Source organism: Pseudundibacterium arcticum (genome assembly GCF_042646465.1).
Taxonomy (GTDB): domain Bacteria; phylum Pseudomonadota; class Gammaproteobacteria; order Burkholderiales; family Burkholderiaceae_D; genus Undibacterium_A; species Undibacterium_A arcticum.
This window is the reverse complement of sequence record NZ_JBHRTP010000040.1, coordinates 137,714-154,571: the sequence shown is the minus strand read 5'-3', so window position 1 is coordinate 154,571 and position 16,858 is coordinate 137,714. Positions and strand designations below refer to the sequence as shown.

Annotated in this window: 16 protein-coding genes; 9 read left to right on the top strand and 7 right to left on the bottom strand. The window is 58.1% G+C overall.

Annotated elements, in window-relative coordinates:
* The first annotated feature begins 242 nt into the window (after nucleotides 1-242).
* Nucleotides 243-2,138 carry a propionate--CoA ligase gene (locus ACFOFO_RS13980; protein ID WP_390331821.1) on the top strand — a complete coding sequence of 632 codons (1,896 nt, stop codon included), beginning with the start codon at nucleotides 243-245 and terminating at the stop codon, nucleotides 2,136-2,138.
* A gap of 33 nt (nucleotides 2,139-2,171) precedes the next feature.
* Here the strand turns inward: ACFOFO_RS13980 and ACFOFO_RS13975 are convergent, their stop codons facing one another.
* Complete coding sequence (locus tag ACFOFO_RS13975; RefSeq protein ID WP_390323397.1) at nucleotides 2,172-2,450, bottom strand: hypothetical protein; 279 nt, start codon at nucleotides 2,448-2,450, stop codon at nucleotides 2,172-2,174.
* A 320-nt stretch (nucleotides 2,451-2,770) separates the two neighbouring features.
* On the opposite strand from ACFOFO_RS13975, the gene ACFOFO_RS13970 reads away from it, so the two are divergent.
* Nucleotides 2,771-3,247 carry a thermonuclease family protein gene (locus ACFOFO_RS13970; protein WP_390331819.1) on the top strand — a complete coding sequence of 159 codons (477 nt, stop codon included), beginning with the start codon at nucleotides 2,771-2,773 and terminating at the stop codon, nucleotides 3,245-3,247.
* 166 nt (nucleotides 3,248-3,413) lie between these two features.
* Nucleotides 3,414-4,622: a patatin-like phospholipase family protein gene (locus ACFOFO_RS13965; protein ID WP_390331817.1), complete on the top strand. Its 1,209-nt coding sequence runs from the start codon at nucleotides 3,414-3,416 to the stop codon at nucleotides 4,620-4,622.
* Nucleotides 4,623-4,738: 116 nt separating this feature from the next.
* On the opposite strand, the gene ACFOFO_RS13960 is transcribed toward ACFOFO_RS13965, so the two are convergent.
* The 4 genes from ACFOFO_RS13960 to ACFOFO_RS13945 form a co-directional block, all read right to left on the bottom strand.
* Entirely contained in the window at nucleotides 4,739-5,851 is a 1,113-nt protein-coding gene (locus ACFOFO_RS13960; RefSeq protein WP_390323401.1) for an S-(hydroxymethyl)glutathione dehydrogenase/class III alcohol dehydrogenase, read from the bottom strand.
* Between the two features lie 178 nt (nucleotides 5,852-6,029).
* Nucleotides 6,030-7,049 (bottom strand): xylose isomerase, encoded by a 1,020-nt coding sequence (locus tag ACFOFO_RS13955; protein ID WP_390331815.1) that lies wholly within the window; start codon nucleotides 7,047-7,049, stop codon nucleotides 6,030-6,032.
* 14 nt (nucleotides 7,050-7,063) lie between these two features.
* Nucleotides 7,064-8,116, bottom strand: coding sequence for an aromatic ring-hydroxylating dioxygenase subunit alpha (locus ACFOFO_RS13950; RefSeq protein ID WP_390323405.1), 1,053 nt, complete (start codon nucleotides 8,114-8,116; stop codon nucleotides 7,064-7,066).
* Between the two features lie 21 nt (nucleotides 8,117-8,137).
* The gene (locus ACFOFO_RS13945; protein ID WP_390323407.1) at nucleotides 8,138-9,106 is read right to left on the bottom strand and encodes a PDR/VanB family oxidoreductase; all 969 of its coding nucleotides are present in this window, start codon (nucleotides 9,104-9,106) and stop codon (nucleotides 8,138-8,140) included.
* A 464-nt stretch (nucleotides 9,107-9,570) separates the two neighbouring features.
* Here ACFOFO_RS13945 and ACFOFO_RS13940 point away from each other — a divergent pair, with 464 nt between their 5' ends.
* The 5 genes from ACFOFO_RS13940 to fghA all read left to right on the top strand — a co-directional run bounded on the left by ACFOFO_RS13940 (nucleotide 9,571) and on the right by fghA (nucleotide 14,310).
* Nucleotides 9,571-10,902 carry a nucleobase:cation symporter-2 family protein gene (locus ACFOFO_RS13940; protein ID WP_390331814.1) on the top strand — a complete coding sequence of 444 codons (1,332 nt, stop codon included), beginning with the start codon at nucleotides 9,571-9,573 and terminating at the stop codon, nucleotides 10,900-10,902.
* A 27-nt stretch (nucleotides 10,903-10,929) separates the two neighbouring features.
* Nucleotides 10,930-11,853 (top strand): LysR family transcriptional regulator, encoded by a 924-nt coding sequence (locus ACFOFO_RS13935; protein WP_390331813.1) that lies wholly within the window; start codon nucleotides 10,930-10,932, stop codon nucleotides 11,851-11,853.
* 331 nt (nucleotides 11,854-12,184) lie between these two features.
* On the top strand, nucleotides 12,185-12,997 hold the full coding sequence (locus ACFOFO_RS13930) for an outer envelope protein (RefSeq protein ID WP_390331830.1): 813 nt from the start codon (nucleotides 12,185-12,187) through the stop codon (nucleotides 12,995-12,997).
* A gap of 118 nt (nucleotides 12,998-13,115) precedes the next feature.
* Nucleotides 13,116-13,268 carry a hypothetical protein gene (locus ACFOFO_RS13925; protein WP_390323411.1) on the top strand — a complete coding sequence of 51 codons (153 nt, stop codon included), beginning with the start codon at nucleotides 13,116-13,118 and terminating at the stop codon, nucleotides 13,266-13,268.
* 115 nt (nucleotides 13,269-13,383) lie between these two features.
* Nucleotides 13,384-14,310, top strand: coding sequence for an S-formylglutathione hydrolase (gene fghA / locus ACFOFO_RS13920; RefSeq protein ID WP_390323413.1), 927 nt, complete (start codon nucleotides 13,384-13,386; stop codon nucleotides 14,308-14,310).
* Nucleotides 14,311-14,620: 310 nt separating this feature from the next.
* Here fghA and ACFOFO_RS13915 read toward each other — a convergent pair whose 3' ends face one another.
* Nucleotides 14,621-15,034 (bottom strand): VOC family protein, encoded by a 414-nt coding sequence (locus ACFOFO_RS13915; protein WP_390323414.1) that lies wholly within the window; start codon nucleotides 15,032-15,034, stop codon nucleotides 14,621-14,623.
* A 173-nt stretch (nucleotides 15,035-15,207) separates the two neighbouring features.
* Complete coding sequence (locus tag ACFOFO_RS13910) at nucleotides 15,208-15,828, bottom strand: glutathione S-transferase family protein (protein ID WP_390323415.1); 621 nt, start codon at nucleotides 15,826-15,828, stop codon at nucleotides 15,208-15,210.
* 214 nt (nucleotides 15,829-16,042) lie between these two features.
* On the opposite strand from ACFOFO_RS13910, the gene ACFOFO_RS13905 reads away from it, so the two are divergent.
* Entirely contained in the window at nucleotides 16,043-16,687 is a 645-nt protein-coding gene (locus ACFOFO_RS13905) for a TetR/AcrR family transcriptional regulator (RefSeq protein WP_390331829.1), read from the top strand.
* Nucleotides 16,688-16,858: the final 171 nt, after the last annotated feature.

Sequence of the window (16,858 nt, the reverse complement as noted above, 5' to 3'; positions counted from 1 at the left end):
GCGTTGTAAATGAAGTTGTAAAACGGATGATATTCAGCGGCGTCGTCCCAGCGAACGCTGGGACCCAGCGTCTTCCGTTGCGCCTCTTTGGCCGTATTGCGAAGAAACGACTGTTATTGGTTGCGCGACGTACGCCACTGGGCCCCAGCCTTCGCTGGGGCGACTGTAATTATTTTCGTTGTGTCTTTATCATTACCAAACAGGCCGCGACAACCGTGTCACGCTTGCCGCCAGGAGATAATATGAATTACGCAGAGCTCTATCAGCAATCGATACAAGACCCCCAGACTTGCTGGGCAGAAGAAGCCAGGCGCATCGACTGGCACGAGCCGTTTTCGCAAGTGCTGGATTATTCAAAAGCCCCATTCACCAAATGGTTTGTCGGCGGCAAGACCAACCTTTGCCACAACGCGGTCGATCGCTGGGTTGCCACGCAAGGCGAGCAGCCGGCGCTGATCGCGATTTCGACCGAGACCAATAGCGAAAAGGTCTATTCATTCAGCGAGTTGCAAGCGGAAGTGACGCGTTGCGCCGCCGTCATGCAAACGCTCGGTGTGGGCAAGGGCGACCGCGTGCTGATCTACATGCCGATGATCGCCGAAGCGGCATTTGCGATGCTGGCCTGCGCCCGGCTCGGCGCGATCCATTCGGTCGTGTTCGGCGGCTTCGCTTCGCACAGCCTCGCATCGCGCATCGACGATGCGCAGCCGAAGTTAATCGTATCGAGCGACGCCGGGTCCCGCGGCGGCAAACCGATCCCGTACAAGCCCTTGCTGGATGAAGCGATCACGCTGGCAACGCACAAGCCGGCCACGGTGTTATTGGTTAACCGCAACCTGGCGCCGATGCATCTGGTGGATGGACGCGATGTCGATTACGTGGCCCTGCGCGAACGGCATATGCAGGCTCAGGTTCCGATCACCTGGCTGGAATCGAACGAGCCGTCGTACATCCTGTACACCTCCGGCACCACCGGCAAGCCTAAAGGCGTGCAGCGCGACGTCGGTGGGTATGCGGTCGCGCTGGCATCCTCGATGCAGAACATATTCTGCGGCAAGCCAGGTGAGACCTACTTTGCCACCTCCGATATCGGCTGGGTGGTCGGTCATTCCTACATCGTCTATGGCCCGCTGATTGCCGGCATGGCGACCATCATGTACGAAGGTTTGCCGACCGCACCCGACGCCGGCATCTGGTGGAGCATCGTCGAAAAATACAAGGTCGCGCGCATGTTTTCCGCGCCGACGGCAGTGCGGGTGCTGAAGAAGCAGCCGCTGGAATACATACAGAGATATGACTTGTCTTCGCTCAAGGCGCTGTATCTGGCGGGCGAGCCGCTCGATGAAACCACCTCGGCTTGGATTGCCGACGCGCTGAAGGTGTCGATCATCGACAACTACTGGCAGACCGAAACCGGCTGGCCGATTTTATCGATCGCCAAAGGTATCGAAGACATGCCGACCAGACTCGGCAGCCCCGGCGTCGCAATGCCCGGCTTTAACGTCAAGCTGTTTAACGAGGGTACCGGGGAAGAATGCGGCCCGAATGAAAAAGGCGTGCTGATGCTGGAAGGCCCGCTGCCACCTGGCTGCATGCAGACTGTGTACGGCGACGATGCGCGCTGTGTCAGTACTTACTGGTCCAAGTTGAATGGCGCACACGTCTATTCCAGCTTTGACTGGGGTATCCGCGACGCCGACGGCTATTACTTCATCCTCGGGCGCACCGATGACGTGATCAACGTCGCCGGCCATCGCCTCGGCACGCGCGAAATCGAAGAAAGCATTTCCAGACACCCTAACGTGTCCGAAGTCGCGGTGGTCGGCGTCGAAGACAAGCTCAAGGGACAGGTTGCAGTCGCCTTCGTGATCCTGAAAAATCCGGCGGCGGCGGCCAGTTCTGATGCGCAGCAGGCGCTGGAAAAGGAAATCATGGGGGTGGTCGACCGCCAGCTTGGCGCAGTAGCACGACCGGCGCGCGTGCATTTCATCGCGCAGCTGCCAAAGACGCGTTCCGGCAAACTGTTACGCCGGGCGATACAGGCAATCTGCGAAGGGCGTGATCCGGGCGATATGTCGTCGATTGAGGATCCCGGTTCCTTGCAGCTGATCCGGGGCGTACTGACCGATCGAGGCTGACTGATTCGCGCCCGCGTTACCCATCAGCGCGCGTTATTTTGGCTGGTCGGCCAGCGCTTTGAGCAGAAGTTCCGCCACCACTTCGTTCATTCCGATTGCACGTGCCTGTGCCACGGCCTGCAGCTGGGCCACCAGATCGCTGTGGAGCTTGACCGCGAATGGCACCAGACCGGCCGCCTGATCCAGCTTGCGCTGGTCGCGCCGGTCCAGGGTGACAGCGGCATCCTGGCCGAACGGTGCGCCGGTGCCAGCCGGCCTCATATTGCCGGCCAGTTTCATTGCTTTCTTCTTTTCCATATCGGATTTTTTCATGACTTCATTCCTCGTTACATTGCAAGTGGCCCATTCTACGCAGTAGCGGCGGTGGCGATGAATTTAAAATGCTGCAGCCATTCGGCGAATGCCGTTGACGACCGACCCGAAATCGTCGACCAGAAGACGCGGCTGGGTGACTGGAATGGGATACGGTGATCGGCAAAGGCCAGCAAGGCCTACTGGTCAAATTGGACGGCGCTGTCGATCCACTGTGTGCGGCCGCAAGCAGCCACACGCCGGCCCCTGCATGAGCCGTGAATACTGAGGTAACATGAATTACGCATCAGTTATTCCCACGTTCACGGTGCAAGGTGCAAATGAAGACAGGCAAGCGTGTGCTCAATATCTTGTTCGCGGCCTCTGTCGGACTGGCAGCAGTGCCATGGGCCATGGCGGACCCAGAGATTTCCAGCTTCGCTTTCGTGCAGCAGGATGGCTCACTGAAAGTGGCCGGCTATCTCATTCACCTCTACGGCATTTACATTCCCCCGACGGAGCAGGCGTGCTACACGTTCATACGGCCGGTACCATGCGGAACAAGGACAGCATTGGCACTGGACTTCAAAATCTCGGGCGATTTCGTTCACTGCATACCCAGGGCGACAAATCCTGACGGCAGCATCACGGCTAGCTGCAGGTCCGGAAACGAAGACCTGAGTGCGTGGATGCTCCAAAGGGGATGGGCAGTCACGCTGCCTGACGCACCGGTCGAATATGTCACGATGGAAAGAATCGCCCAATCAAGGGGGATTGGTATTTGGGGAATCCCCATCGATGTCATCCGGCATAAGTGATGGCCATGGGGGTGAAATTGCAGCGTACACGAGGATGCGGGGTGCCAAGCGCATGAGTTCCCAGGAAACGTTTTGTTCTTGCAAGATTAAAGTCAACCGGCACTTGGAGCTGCTTGCGCACATCAGCGTGTCGGGCCAAAATGGTCTCATTCGGGGCAACTGACAAATGGCTAGATTACGGACGCAGACTGCGCGTCGCAGCAGCGGCGCGACAAAAAGTGTGGGGCCGACGTCGCACGGTCAGGTCGTGCTGGTACTGCAAGGCGGCGGTGCGCTGGGTGCCTACCAGGCCGGCGTCTACGAGGCGCTGCATGAAGCGGGGATTGAACCCGACTGGGTGATTGGGACCTCAATCGGCGCAATCAATGGTGCACTCATTGCAGGCAATCCGCCGGACAAGCGGCTCGAGCGTCTGGGCGCATTCTGGAACGGCGTCGAGCAGAACGCCGGTGCTAATGTGCCGGAGTTCTGTCTCTCGGCGCTCGGGAATGCGGTGGTGAATTTGATGACGATGGCGGCAGGCATTCCATCGTTCTTTACGCCGAATCCCATGGCTTTGTTTGGCCAGCACGCATTACTCGGCATCGAGAATGCAGCGTATTACACGACGGCGCCCTTGCGCCACACACTCGCCAGGCTGGTGGACCTCGACTATATCAACGGTCGGCACACACGGATCTCACTCGGCGCCGTCAAAATACGTAGCGGCGAAATGAGTTACTTCGACAGCCGCAATGAAACCATCGCGATGGAACATATCATGGCGTCAGGTGCGTTGCCACCAGCGTTTCCGGCCATCCGCGTCAAGGATGATTTCTACTGGGATGGCGGGATCTACTCGAACACCCCCCTCGAAGCGGTGCTAGACGATCATCCCCGCCACGATTCCCTGATCTTTACCGTGGACGTCTGGAACCCGGAAGGCCCGGTGCCCGAAACGCTGTGGCAAGTGGCGGGCAGAGAAAAGGACATTCAATATGCCAGCCGCGCCATTAGCCACATCGCGCGTCAAAAACAGATTCACCATCTACGGCACGTCATCCTAGAATTGGTAAAGACGATCCCGGACAAGGTGCGCGATTCCCCCGAAATCAAGGAACTCGCTTCGTGGGGTTGCAAAACGACGATGCACGTCGTCAGACTCGTCGCGTCGAGTGTCGCCAGCGAGGACCATATGAAGGACATCGACTTCACTCCGGCGCGCATCCGCGCCCGCTGGCAGGCGGGTTATGCCGATACGCGGCGCATGCTTGATCTCGCGCCGTGGACCCGGCCGGTGGATCCGATCGAAGGCATCATCATCCACGATGACTTGGCGGGCGCTGCAACACCACTGGCCGAGGGCGTCGATGGCTTCGAGGGAAAGACGAAATAGCACGGCGTTCTGCACCCGCCCCACCAGCGGTTCCCGGCACCAACTGTCATTCATTTCAATTGCACGCGGTTTGCGAAGTAAACAGACCCCTCGTGCCCTGATCAATCACTGCGTGTTCAGAACACCACCACGCTGCGGATCGACTCGCCACTGTGCATCAGCTCGATGGCCCGGTTAATGTCTTCGAGCGGCATGACGTGGGTAATCAGCGGATCGATCTCGATCTTGCCCTCCATGTACCAGTCGACGATCTTAGGGATATCGGTTCGGCCGCGCGCGCCCCCGAATGCGGTGCCTTTCCAGACCCGTCCGGTGACCAGCTGGAAGGGCCGGGTGGCGATTTCCTGGCCGGCACCTGCGACGCCCACCACCACCGATACTCCCCAGCCGCGATGGCAGCACTCAAGCGCCTGCCGCATCAGTTTGGTATTGCCGACACATTCGAAGCTATAGTCCGCTCCACCGCCAGTGAGCTCCACCAGATGCGGTACCAGATCAGCTTCCGCCATGTCTTTCGGATTGACGAAGTGTGTCATGCCGAAACGCCGCGCCAGTTCGACGCGACGCGGGTTGATATCGACACCGATGATCATGTTGGCACCGGCTATCCGGGCACCTTGAATCACATTGAGCCCGATGCCACCGAGGCCGAACACCACGACGTTCGCGCCCGGCTCAACCTTTGCCGTATTGATGACTGCGCCGATGCCAGTGGTAACGCCACAACCGATATAGCAAACCTTCTCGAACGGTGCATCGGACCGTATCTTCGCGAGCGCGATGGCAGGCATCACCGTAAAATTGGCGAAGGTGGAGCAACCCATATAATGGTGAATCTTGCGGCCATTGATCGAGAAGCGGCTGGTGCCGTCGGGCATCAGACCTTGGCCCTGGGTGTTACGGATCGCGGTGCACAGGTTGGACTTCTGCGACAGGCAGGTTTTGCATTCGCGGCACTCAGGTGTGTAAAGCGGGATGACGTGATCACCCGGTTTGAGCGAGGTCACGCCAGCCCCGACCTCGACCACGACACCAGCGCCTTCATGCCCGAAGATGGCCGGAAACAATCCTTCCGGGTCGGCGCCAGAACGGGTGAACTCGTCCGTATGGCAGACGCCGGTCGCCTTGATTTCCACCAAGACTTCTCCTGCTTTCGGACCTTCCAGATCGACCATTTCGATGACTAAGGGTTGCCCCGCCTGATAGGCGACTGCGGCTCTGACTTTCATGTGTATTCCTTTGTAATTGAGCGTAATAGATAATTGCTTACAGCAGCCTCTAAAAACCTACTGCGCGGCACAATTTCGGGGCTGCGATGCTCGCGGTACTTCAGTACGGCAGCGCTTCTTACCCCGACCTTGAGCCGCTCGCTACGGTTTTTAGAGGCGGCCTTATGTCACTGTGCCGTCAGGCAGCCAGGGACTCGGCAGGCAGCGATGCCGCCAAGTCTGCACGCAACTGCGCCTCCGTTTCACGGATCCAGAGGGCTAGAGCAACGCTGTGTTCGAACAGCGAATAGCGGGCGCCGTCGCCGTAGTCCGGCAGGTCGATGATCTCGGTGGTGAGGTAGCGCAGACGGCTGTTCTGATTTTGCAGATGCGCGCGCAAGACCTTTCGTACCACTTCCTTGCTGGGCTCGAGCTTGTAGGCAAACCAGTCGGAATGCCACTCGCCTGGGCGCGGCCGCAGGAACGGGTACTGGCAGGCGCGCCCGGGTCGCCCGTCCGGATGTTGCGCCCAGGCGTTGCGGGGGCCGTTGGGTGCGACCGGACGCACCGCGTGCCACAGTGTCATGTTCTCGGCAATCCACGCATCCACGATGTTGCCGGACTCGAATGGATCGAGAATCAACCGTCCGGCTTCGACATCTTCCCGGATTCCGCAGAGATCCTGTTCGTCGGGATTTTCGAGCTTGATCAGCACATGGCTGTGGTCTAGCAGGAAGTTGAACGGCATGCCGGCCGCGCGCACCTGCTGCGCCACCGGCAGGACCCGGCGCAGGTCTTCCGACCACATATAGATGTGCACCTCGAAGGTGATGTCGATGCCGAGGCGGACCGCCTCCTCGTAGGCAAGGCGATAGAACGCCACCACTTCGGCGTCGCTTAACGCGTGGCCATCGGCATGGTCGTGGAACAGCATGATGTTGTGACATTCGCCACCGGAATCCCGGGTCAACCGCAGGTTTGCCAGCAACAAGGCTTCATCGCGCCCAGCGGTATAGGTCCACAAACCTGTCAGCATCGGAAGCTCGTGTTTTTCCGATGCGCGCAGATATTCCAATTCCTCGCCAGGCTGCGGCAGGCGATCGAAAAAATCGAAGACGCCACTGGCCTTGACCATGCGGAACTGTTCATCGATCGAAGGTGGCGCTCCGGGAATGTGCTGGGCACCCCGCCCATTACATCCAAGTAGTAGTTTGTGCATAGTGGGTCTCCTGATCACGGATGGTTGCAGACGTCGTTAGTCCGGGGCGCAGTGGCCTCGGTGCCTGCCATGCGTTCGAGCGCTCTTCGCAATCGGATCGAGGCATTGTCGATCACTAGCCGTAATGGCGTCCCGAGCATGTCGTCGCAGTTGCGCTGGATGGCACCAAGCAGCGCACGGTCTTCGTCGAACGTCTCGATGTAGGCCTGCCGCATGTCTTTCGACACTTGCTCGTCGCCCAACGCGAAGCATCGGAGCACGAACCAGAAGTAATGCGTGGTGTCCGCGGTTTCCGGTGTCAGTGCAGCGTACGACAGCGTCCGATAGCGACCGTTGCGAGAAGATTCGTCGCGTGGGGTGCCGGCATCAACCGCACCCATGTCGACCAGAGAAATGTTCGGCAGGAACACGCTGTAGTACTGCCAGCGGTCGATCAGGCCCGGAAAATTTCCATACTTGCGCATGATGGGAACCGGCTCGGACTGTTCTATCCATCGACCGACCACAAGGGTGTCGCCGTTTTGCTCGACAGTGAGCGGCACATCACTCGCATCTGCACCGCCAATGGTTTTTTTATGCACAAAGGTGGTGTGGGCCGGATCGACCAGATTGTCCAGGATGTTTTCGATACTGGCAGGGAAGTGGGTGTACGGTCCCTGCAAAACTTCCCATTCCGGCGCACCGTAATGTTCGAAGTGGAATAGCAGCGCCGCGTCGGCTGCGGCAGGATCACCCGGCCAGAACCAGACGATGCCGTAGCGCTCCAGGCAAGGAAACGCCTTGACCTTCGCCGTCGGAGGGATCGCGCTCTGGCTGGGAATGCGCACGCATTTCCCCGAGCAGTCGAACTCCAGTCCGTGATAGGGACAGGCGACGACATCGCCCTTCAGCTCACCGAGGGATAGCGGCGCCCCTTTGTGCGGGCAGCGATCCAGCAGCATCGCAACTTCCCCGTTCTCCTTGCGGTAAAGCAGCGTCTTTTCTCCAAAAAAGGATCGCGACAGCATGTGTCGGCCGACCTCCTGGCCCCAAGCGGCCGCATACCAGCGGTTCCTGATGATTTCCATATTCTTGTCTCCTGTTAGTGATCAAATATCCAGCACGAGCCGTTGCGTTTTTGCGCGAGACACGCAAATGCACATGGTGCTGTTGTCCCGCTTCTGCGATTCCGACAAAGCATAGTCACGATGCTCTGGCACGCCTTCCAGTACGGGCACTGCACAGATGCCGCATTCACCACGCCGGCAGTCGTAGAGCAGGTCGCAGCCATGCTCGAGAAGCGCGTCGAGAATCGGCTTACCTGCCGGGACCTGCACCGTCTGGTGCGAGCGAGCAAGCGTCACCTCGATGGCGCTGTCGCTCGGATCCGTGGCCGGCGGAGCAAACAGTTCGAAGTGGATACTGTCGCCGCGCCAGCCTTGTAGTTGGGCATTAGCGAGAACGCTGTCGATCATTGGCTGTGGGCCGCACACATAGACATGCGTTCCATTTTCTGGACCCGCCAATATCCGCTGCAGCGGCATTCCCATCGAAGGGTCGCCATGATCGAAATAGACTTGCACCCGGTCGTCGAAGGCGGCCGCGATCTCGTCCCGGTACGCCATGGATTCAGGCGTTCTGGCAACGTAGTGGATCTCGAACGACTGATTGGCGGCAGCCAGCGCTTTCGCCATCGAAAAGATCGGCGTGATACCGATGCCGCCAGCCAGCAGCACGTGATGCCGGCCGCCTGATGTCAGCACAAAATCATTTTTTGGCGGACGCGCTCGGAGGCGGGTGCCGACCATGACGCTTTCGCACATGAAGGACGAACCGCCTTTGCTTTGTGCCGCACGATGTACCGCGATGCGATAGATCGCGTTTTGCTCGGAAGCGTTAATCAGAGAGTAGCAACGCTCCACTGCACCGGTTTCGACCGGCAGCATAAAGCGCAAGTGCGCGCCAGCGCGGAACGCAGGAAGGGCACTTTTATCCGGCGCACGCAATTCGAATTCCTTGACCGCAGACGTCAGTTCACGGATTCCGGTGACGTCGAGATCCAGCCATTCTTCGTACATAATTTTCTCCAGAGATACATTGCCGCAGTCGTTGGCTTGGAGGCCATCGCTGCAAGGCTTGCTCGAACTATACGTAGGCTCTGGCGTGAAAGCAGCGGCATGCTGTTGATTCCGGAAATCGTGAAATCGGATAACAAGGGTGAGACCAATTTTACGAATCGGTCCCGGCCATTCTTCGTCGATTCCCGAAATTACGAAAGCTGATAATGCGCATGATTGTTGCGTTTGCACATTTGGAAGCGCCGGCAGCTATGCGGCTGAAAGTGGCTTTGTATACAGGTAGTTACCGTTTTTAATATTGCATAGATCCGCAACTTCGGTAATTTTTGCTGCGACGCACAAACGCGCCTGGGCAGTTGCCCTCCGTGTTGAATAAGCACAATATGCATTCAACCACCGGACGATCCGGATTACAAAAAAGCAGGGAGGTGAGCCCCTCCACTGTCACCAAAGGAGACATCAACATGAATCATTCACAGACCCTGCACCCGGTCGATACCTGGCTACCGCCAGGGAAAAACCTGCTGTTGGCCATGCAACACTTGCTGGTAATGTATGCGGCTGCAGTCTCGATTCCGATTGTGGTTGGCAACGCCATCGGTCTCAGCCATGCGCAGCTTGTCATGCTGATCAATGCCGACCTGTTCGCCTGCGGCATCGCCACACTGATCCAGTCGGTCGGCTTCTGGAAGTTCGGTATTCGGCTGCCGCTGATTCAGGGATGCAGTTTTGTCGCGGTGACCCCGATGATCCTGATCGGCAAGGAACATGGCATGCCCGCGGAGTACGGTGCAACGATCGCGGCCGGGTTTTTCTGCATGCTGATTGCGCCGTTCTTCGGCAAGATCCGGCGCTTCTTTCCGCCGGTTGTCATGGGTACTACGATCCTGCTGATCGGACTATCGTTGTTGCCAGTCGCAGTGCGCTGGGCTGCCGGCGGCGCGCCAAAGGCGCCGGATTTTGGATCACCCACCAATCTGCTGCTCGCTGCAGTATCGCTGGGCACGGTACTGGTGACGTATGGCTTCGGCCGCGGCCTGCTGCGTAATGCTGCCGTACTCGTCGGTCTGTTGGCAGGGACGGCGGTGGCCATGGCGTTCGGCAAGGCGGATTTTTCAAAGGTGCCAGGTGAAGACTGGATTGGCGTCATCACACCGCTGGCGTTCGGTTTCCCGGTGTTCGATCCGCTTTCGATCTTGCTGATGTGCGTTGCTATGTTGGTCATCATCACCGAGGTGACCGCGGATTTTTTTGCCGTCGGTGAAATGGTCGACAAAGAGATCGGCGATGCAGAGATCGCCAAAGGACTCAGAGCCGATGGACTGTCCACGGTGATCGGCGGCATTCTCAACACCTTCCCGTACTGCGCCTACAACGCCAACGTCGGATTGGTGGCAATGTCGGGCGTGCGCAGCCGCTGGGTAGTGGCGACGACCGGTGTACTTTTACTGGCGCTGGGCCTGGTACCGAAGATGGCGGCAATCTTTGCCTCGATGCCGCTTGCTGTGCTGGGTGGTGCCGCAATTGTCATGTTCAGCATGATCGCCACTACCGGCCTGCGCATTCTTGCCAAAGTAGATCTCGGCAACGGCAACAATACACTGATTATCGCCGCCAGCCTGGGCATCGGCTTGATTACCGTGGCGGTGCCAGGCTTCTATGAAAAGATCGACGGCACCGTCAAGATCTTCCTGCATAGCGGCATCACCACTGGATGTATGACGGCGATCGTTCTGAATGCGGTCCTGAATCGTGGCGCCAGAAAGTCGGCGCAAGCGTCCGTGCTTGTGGCGTAAGCGGATCGTCCCGGCACCGGAGGCCTCATGAAACTAACCAGCGATCAGCTCGACGGCTTTTTGCTACGCGTACTTGTTGCGGTAGCGGAAGAGGAGAGCGTTTCACGCGCCGCGGCCAAGCTGAATCTACCGCAATCGACGGTGAGTGCAGGCCTGACTCGTCTGCGTACGATTTTCAATGACCCCTTGTTCGTTCGCGGGCGCAACAGTATGGTGCCGACCGCGCGGATGGCGGAACTCTATGGCCGCATCCGCAGCGTCGCCGCTGATCTGGAAGGGCTCTGCGTGCCGGAAGCGACACCGGCGCCTGCAGATATCAATCGCGAGTTTCATATCGGTACGCTCGATTACATCAGCCCACGCTTCATCCCGGACATCATTGCGCGCTTGTTGCAGAAAATGCCGCGCGCTTCGATCCAGGTGCACGCGCTGTCGCTCGATTTCGATTATCAGGAATCACTCGAGACCGGCGCGCTCGATCTGATGGTGGGAAACTGGGGTTCGCCGCCAGAACATCTGCACCTGTATCCGCTGTTCGAGGACGAGATCATCTGTCTGGCCCGGCAGAGCAATCCAGTGCTGAAGGGCGGCTTCAGCCAGGCCGATTACCTTGCCGCCGACCACCTGGGCCTGTTCCCTGTCAATGCCAACCAGTTGGGTGTAATTGACGCCTATCTTGCGCAGATGGGCCTGAGGCGCAATGTGAAAGTTGTATTACCCTACTTTAATAACGTTCCTAATTTGCTGGTCCAGTCGGACCTGATCTTTACGACCTGCAAGCGCTTCGCAGGTGAGTACAGCAAGGATCTTCCTCTGCAAATTATTCCGTCGCCGATTTCTTTTCCGGCAATGAGGTTTTACCTGCTGTGGCATGACCGGACCCACCGGTCGCCCGCCTGCAGGGAAATGCGCGAATGCGTAGTGGATGCCATCGCGCGCTCTGATACCTAGTTTTTTTCACACTCAACACTGGAACAAGCATGAATTTCATTCAAGGGGAAACTGTTGCCGCATGGGGAAGGGCGCCGGGCTTATCCACGCAACATCGTCAGATTACAACGTCCAGATTCCTCGCTGCTCACTACGTTCTGCGGCTCTGATAACCTTCGACTGGAAATATTTTTGGTATACCATTGTTTTAATTTGGAATACCATTTATATTGACTTTCGATACATGGCAAGCCTTGCCGCAACCGGTTCAAACGTCGCTCCTTAATTCATTTTTTGATTATCAACTTCTCTTTTGGAGATCAGCATCATGGCAAAGCAAGTGGCAATAAACATGGGCAAGCTCGTATCCTGCGTACTGACAGGAGTAACTGCACTGGCCAGTATCCAGCAGGCCAGTGCAGCCGACTGGAGTGATACATCGATCGGCTATCGCTACGGCACCCACTTTGCCGAACCGTTCAACGGGCAGGACATTACGAAGAACATTTTCAACCTGACTCACGCCAGCGGATACAAATATGGCTCGAACTATTTCAACGTGGACTTGCTGCAATCCGACAGCAAGGACGACAACGCGCAGGAAGCCTATGTCGTTTATCGCCACACCCTGGATCTGGGAAAAATTTCCGGAAAAAACCTAGCCTTCGGCCCGGTTCGCGGCCTTGGCCTGACAGCCGGGTTCGACTGGAACACCAAGAACGACACCGGTTACGCATCGAAAAAGCGCATGCTGCTGTTAGGGCCAACGTTAATGATGGACGTGCCGGGCTTTCTGAATATCAGTCTGCTGTTGATGCATGAAAGCAACCGGCCGGTTGGCATATCCAGCCGCTACACCTACGACCTGCACCCGATGCTCAATGCGGCATGGGGCATCCCAATCAGTTCCACCGGCCTGGCTTTCGAAGGTTACATGAACTACATTGCCGCCAAGGGGCGGAACGAATTCGGCGGCGGTACCGCTCCGGAACTAAATATCGATGCGCAGGTGATGTACGACCTTGGCACACCTCTGGGCCTCGGCAAAAACACGCTGCGGGCCGGCCTCGAGTATCAATACTGGCGTAACAAGTTCGGCAATCCTTCGTCCGTGCCCGGCTCCCTCGCCAAAACACCGATGGCACGCGTCGAATACCACTTCTGACGCACAAGCGCACGCACCGTCATCGGCGCCATGCCGATTGCATGTTCTTTGTCCGTACCGAGGGTGCTGTAGTTTTGGTGCGAACACGAAGGCGGCGCTGCTGATTCATCCGGAGATCATGTTCGATATCGGCGCGCTCGCCGCGCATAAGGGACTTGTTCGAGTGGGATTCGAGTTGGAGTGTTGGAAAAATAACTACGGCAATAACAGCAGCAAAGTCACCAGTGCATCGCAGCGCACGCCATTCGTCGTAACGGATGGGCATTTCTGATTCACCCGCGCGCATGGTGTAGTGCGAGATGACAGATGAATCTTGGAGGTTAACGGTTTGCCGGGCGACTGCGATGCAGTGGCCCGGTTTTTTTCAATCACAATACAACTCAATCATGCTTTCTTTAGTCGAACCTTACCTAACCCGTTCCTTTTCGGACGAGAATCACGCGAGCCTTGAAGTTATCTCAACCAGCGCCTGCCATGGCGGAGTTCAGGTCTTTCTCAAGCATTCCTCAGAAAAAATCGGCCTCCCCATGCGCTTTGGAATTTATCTTCCGCCGCAGGCTGCATACCGTCGCGTGCCGGTGCTCTACTATCTCGCAGGCCTCACATGTACCGAAGAAACGTTCTTCGCAAAAGGCCAGGCTGCGGCGTTGGCCGCGACACTGGGACTGGCGCTCGTTTCGCCAGACACGAGTCCGCGGACCGCGAACATTGCGGGTGAGGCGGACGACTGGACTTTCGGTCTTGGCGCGAGTTTTTATGTGGATGCTACCGAGTTACCTTGGTCTACCCATTTCAAGATGTACAGCTACGTGACCAGGGAGTTGCCTCAACTTGTGGCGTCACACTTCCGCGTAGATCCCGCACAGCAAGGCATTTTCGGTCACTCTATGGGCGGTCATGGCGCGCTGGTCTGCGCTGTGCGCAACCCAAAGACTTTCCGCTCGGTTTCCGCCTTCGCACCGGTGGCAAATCCGATGCGGTGCCCGTGGGGCCAGAACGCGTTCAAGCGCTATTTAGGGTCCAACCAGAGCGACTGGTGCCAGTACGATGCGACCGAATTGCTGCGTCAATGGGGCTATCCAGGGAGGATACTCATTGATCAGGGCGGCGCAGACAAATTTCTGCGGGAGCAGTTGCAGCCATCCGCTTTGGTGGCCGCCGCGAGTGAATTCAACCAGGCAGTCAACTTCCGGCTGCACGCCGGCTATGACCATAGCTACTACTTTGTGAGCTCATTTATGGAAGATCATCTCCGGCACCATTACGATGCATTGTCGGACAAGACGCATGACGCGGTAGTCGCGCTGACCTGAGCTCGATATCCGCATAAAAGGGGAAACACGTCGAAAGAAAAGCCAGCCTCTCAAAACGGTTGCCATGCGTTTTTTTCGACATCCTGCTTCCGGCTTGGCCAAGGCGGTCAGATAGTTGTTAGTCATGGCTACAAAACCAAAAAGTATTAGGCCAGCCGCTGCTGCGCTTTGATATGTCCCGCTGTCTACCTTCGACCTAAGCAGCCGGTCGTGCTTCAAGAAAGCGGACGTTTGACGCTAAAAATCAACGATGTCGTAAAGCGTCCGCTGGGTTGCTTCGTTGGGTATCAGTCGGTGAACGATGCGACCCTCAAAGCACCACGATGACCATCCACGACACGCCGAAGCGGTCAGCGACCATGCCGAAGCGCGGCGAATAAAAGGTCTTGGCGAGCGGCATCTGCACCTGCCCACCGTCGGCCAGAGCAGCGAATCGCCGCTCGGCCTCGGCCTCGTCAGGCACCGTCAGTGACAGCGCAAAGCCCTGGAAGCTCGGCTTCCCCAGGCATCGGCCGTCAGAGGCCATCACCGTTGTATCGCCGATGCGAAAACTCGCATGCATCACCTTGTCGTCGGCGCCAGGTGGACACATTTCGGGGTTATGAGGTTCTGGGCTTTCCTTGAAGCGCATCAGCATCGTCACCTCGGCGCCGAGCGCGCTGCGGTAGAACTCGAGCGCCTCATCGCAGCGGCCGTCGAAGAACAGGTAGGGTTGGACTAGCATGGCGTCTCCTTTTCAGGGGTTGGGGTTTTGGTTTCAGGTTGCGAGTCGGGCTTCCGGACTCGACCGGCTGAACTCGACTCTGCTTGTACGACGCACGAAGCTTTCCAGAATCGATACGTCGAACAATCTTTTTGCGCGATGCGAAGGACTATGGCTTGAGGTCGCGCATCGCCTTACCGGCCCGCTACACTCGGGAACGGCTCGCGCCAAGCCTCGTATTCGTTAAGGCGTGCGTGCCAGCGCCGGATCTCCGGGAAATTGTCGAGGGGTATTCGCGCCTCGTCCGCGTAGGGCAGCGTTATCGCCACGGCAAAATCCGCGACGGTCAACGTATCGCCCACGAGATACCTGCGTCCGCCCAGATGATCGTCCAGCACGCGAGCGTATCGATTAAAGCCCTTGGTCGCTGTTTCGATCACGGTCGGATCGGGCTGGCCCAAGCCGATCCGGGGCTTGATAATGTGTTCGAAGTACAGCGTCCCGGCCTGCGGCAAGAATTCTTTGGCATCCCAGCTAAGCCAGCGGATGACGTCGAACTGGCGTTTATCGCGTGGCCACAGGTCTGACCCGGCCTGGTCGGCGAGATAGCACATGATCGCGTTCGACTCCCACAATGTCCTACCTGCGTGCACCAGCACCGGCACCTTGGCATTGGGGTTGAGCGCACGGAACGCAGGAGTCAAGTGTTCGCCTTTCCCCAAGTCGACGGGGATATATTCCACGGGCGAATCCAGATACTTCGCGACTGCGCAGGCCTTGCGCGGATTCAAGGTTTCCGAATAGTAGAGCTTCATGGGGCCTCCATATGTGGCGATGGGAAGTCAGAGCTGCCGGGTTTCTGCAGATGGCGAGTCCCAGTTGCCGTTCCTGCCTTGTGGCTCTCGGGCTGAGTCGTCTCTGCCATGTTCGTTTCCTGAGGTGGTTGAAATGCCTGCGCCAGAAGCTGAGTTTGTGTACACTGTCCACAATAAGTTAGTACATGAAATTGCAAATGTCAATCTAGAGATGATGGCCGACAAAACAAGCAACCCACCGGCACGCGCCACCTATCGCCACGGCGATTTGCGGAAAGCGTTGCTGGAAGCGGGCATCACGCTTGCGCGTAGCGGCGGACCCGATGCGGTCGTGCTGCGCGAAGCCACCCGGCGTGCGGGCGTGGTCCCCAATGCGGCGTACCGGCATTTCGCCAGCCGCCAGGAGCTTTTGCAGGCGGTCCGTTCTGCAGCGCTGTCAGCGCTGGCCATCGCCATGGAGACCGAGTTGGCCGCGCTGCCCCGTGCAAGACGTCCCGCCGACTTCGCCCGTGCGAGCCTGCGCGCGGTCGGCACAGGTTATCTGCGATTCGCGCAGGCAGAAACGGGATTGTTCCGCACCGCGTTCGCGGCCCCGGACAAGGTTGAGGGCGACGTCGATCCGGCCAAGGCCGGGAACAGTGGCCTGAACCCTTTCCAGTTGTTGGGCGCCGCACTGGACAGACTCGTCGAAGCGGGCGTGCTGTCGCCCGAGCGTCGTCCAGGTGCGGAATACCTAGCTTGGTCCGCAGTGCACGGTCTGGCTTTGCTCGTCATCGACGGACCGCTGCGTAACCTCGCCCGCAAGCAGACGGATGTGATCGGGCAACGTCTGTTGGACATGGTCGAAAAGGGGCTGTAGCCAGGGTAGATATCCGGCAAATTGATGGCAGCCCAATCGGCTGTTCCCGACCTGAGTTCGCATCCCGAGGGCGGCATGGCACCGTCGGACGGCTTCCGGTCGATTATGCCGTCGAACGACCGCTTTCAGCTGCGTGACCGTACACTTGACAGCGGTCGTTCTAAGAAAAAT

What these genes read in the sequence shown, in the direction of transcription:
- ACFOFO_RS13950 (WP_390323405.1), bottom strand. Translation starts at nt 8,116, where the DNA reads ATGGAAATCATCAGGAACCGCTGGTATGCGGCCGCTTGGGGCCAGGAG.
- ACFOFO_RS13940 (WP_390331814.1), top strand. Translation starts at nt 9,571, where the DNA reads ATGAATCATTCACAGACCCTGCACCCGGTCGATACCTGGCTACCGCCA.
- fghA (WP_390323413.1), top strand. Translation starts at nt 13,384, where the DNA reads ATGCTTTCTTTAGTCGAACCTTACCTAACCCGTTCCTTTTCGGACGAG.
- ACFOFO_RS13980 (WP_390331821.1), top strand. Translation starts at nt 243, where the DNA reads ATGAATTACGCAGAGCTCTATCAGCAATCGATACAAGACCCCCAGACT.
- ACFOFO_RS13930 (WP_390331830.1), top strand. Translation starts at nt 12,185, where the DNA reads ATGGGCAAGCTCGTATCCTGCGTACTGACAGGAGTAACTGCACTGGCC.
- ACFOFO_RS13970 (WP_390331819.1), top strand. Translation starts at nt 2,771, where the DNA reads ATGAAGACAGGCAAGCGTGTGCTCAATATCTTGTTCGCGGCCTCTGTC.
- ACFOFO_RS13910 (WP_390323415.1), bottom strand. Translation starts at nt 15,828, where the DNA reads ATGAAGCTCTACTATTCGGAAACCTTGAATCCGCGCAAGGCCTGCGCA.
- ACFOFO_RS13945 (WP_390323407.1), bottom strand. Translation starts at nt 9,106, where the DNA reads ATGTACGAAGAATGGCTGGATCTCGACGTCACCGGAATCCGTGAACTG.
- ACFOFO_RS13905 (WP_390331829.1), top strand. Translation starts at nt 16,043, where the DNA reads ATGGCCGACAAAACAAGCAACCCACCGGCACGCGCCACCTATCGCCAC.
- ACFOFO_RS13955 (WP_390331815.1), bottom strand. Translation starts at nt 7,049, where the DNA reads ATGCACAAACTACTACTTGGATGTAATGGGCGGGGTGCCCAGCACATT.
- ACFOFO_RS13960 (WP_390323401.1), bottom strand. Translation starts at nt 5,851, where the DNA reads ATGAAAGTCAGAGCCGCAGTCGCCTATCAGGCGGGGCAACCCTTAGTC.
- ACFOFO_RS13935 (WP_390331813.1), top strand. Translation starts at nt 10,930, where the DNA reads ATGAAACTAACCAGCGATCAGCTCGACGGCTTTTTGCTACGCGTACTT.
- ACFOFO_RS13965 (WP_390331817.1), top strand. Translation starts at nt 3,414, where the DNA reads ATGGCTAGATTACGGACGCAGACTGCGCGTCGCAGCAGCGGCGCGACA.
- ACFOFO_RS13925 (WP_390323411.1), top strand. Translation starts at nt 13,116, where the DNA reads ATGTTCGATATCGGCGCGCTCGCCGCGCATAAGGGACTTGTTCGAGTG.
- ACFOFO_RS13915 (WP_390323414.1), bottom strand. Translation starts at nt 15,034, where the DNA reads ATGCTAGTCCAACCCTACCTGTTCTTCGACGGCCGCTGCGATGAGGCG.
- ACFOFO_RS13975 (WP_390323397.1), bottom strand. Translation starts at nt 2,450, where the DNA reads ATGAAAAAATCCGATATGGAAAAGAAGAAAGCAATGAAACTGGCCGGC.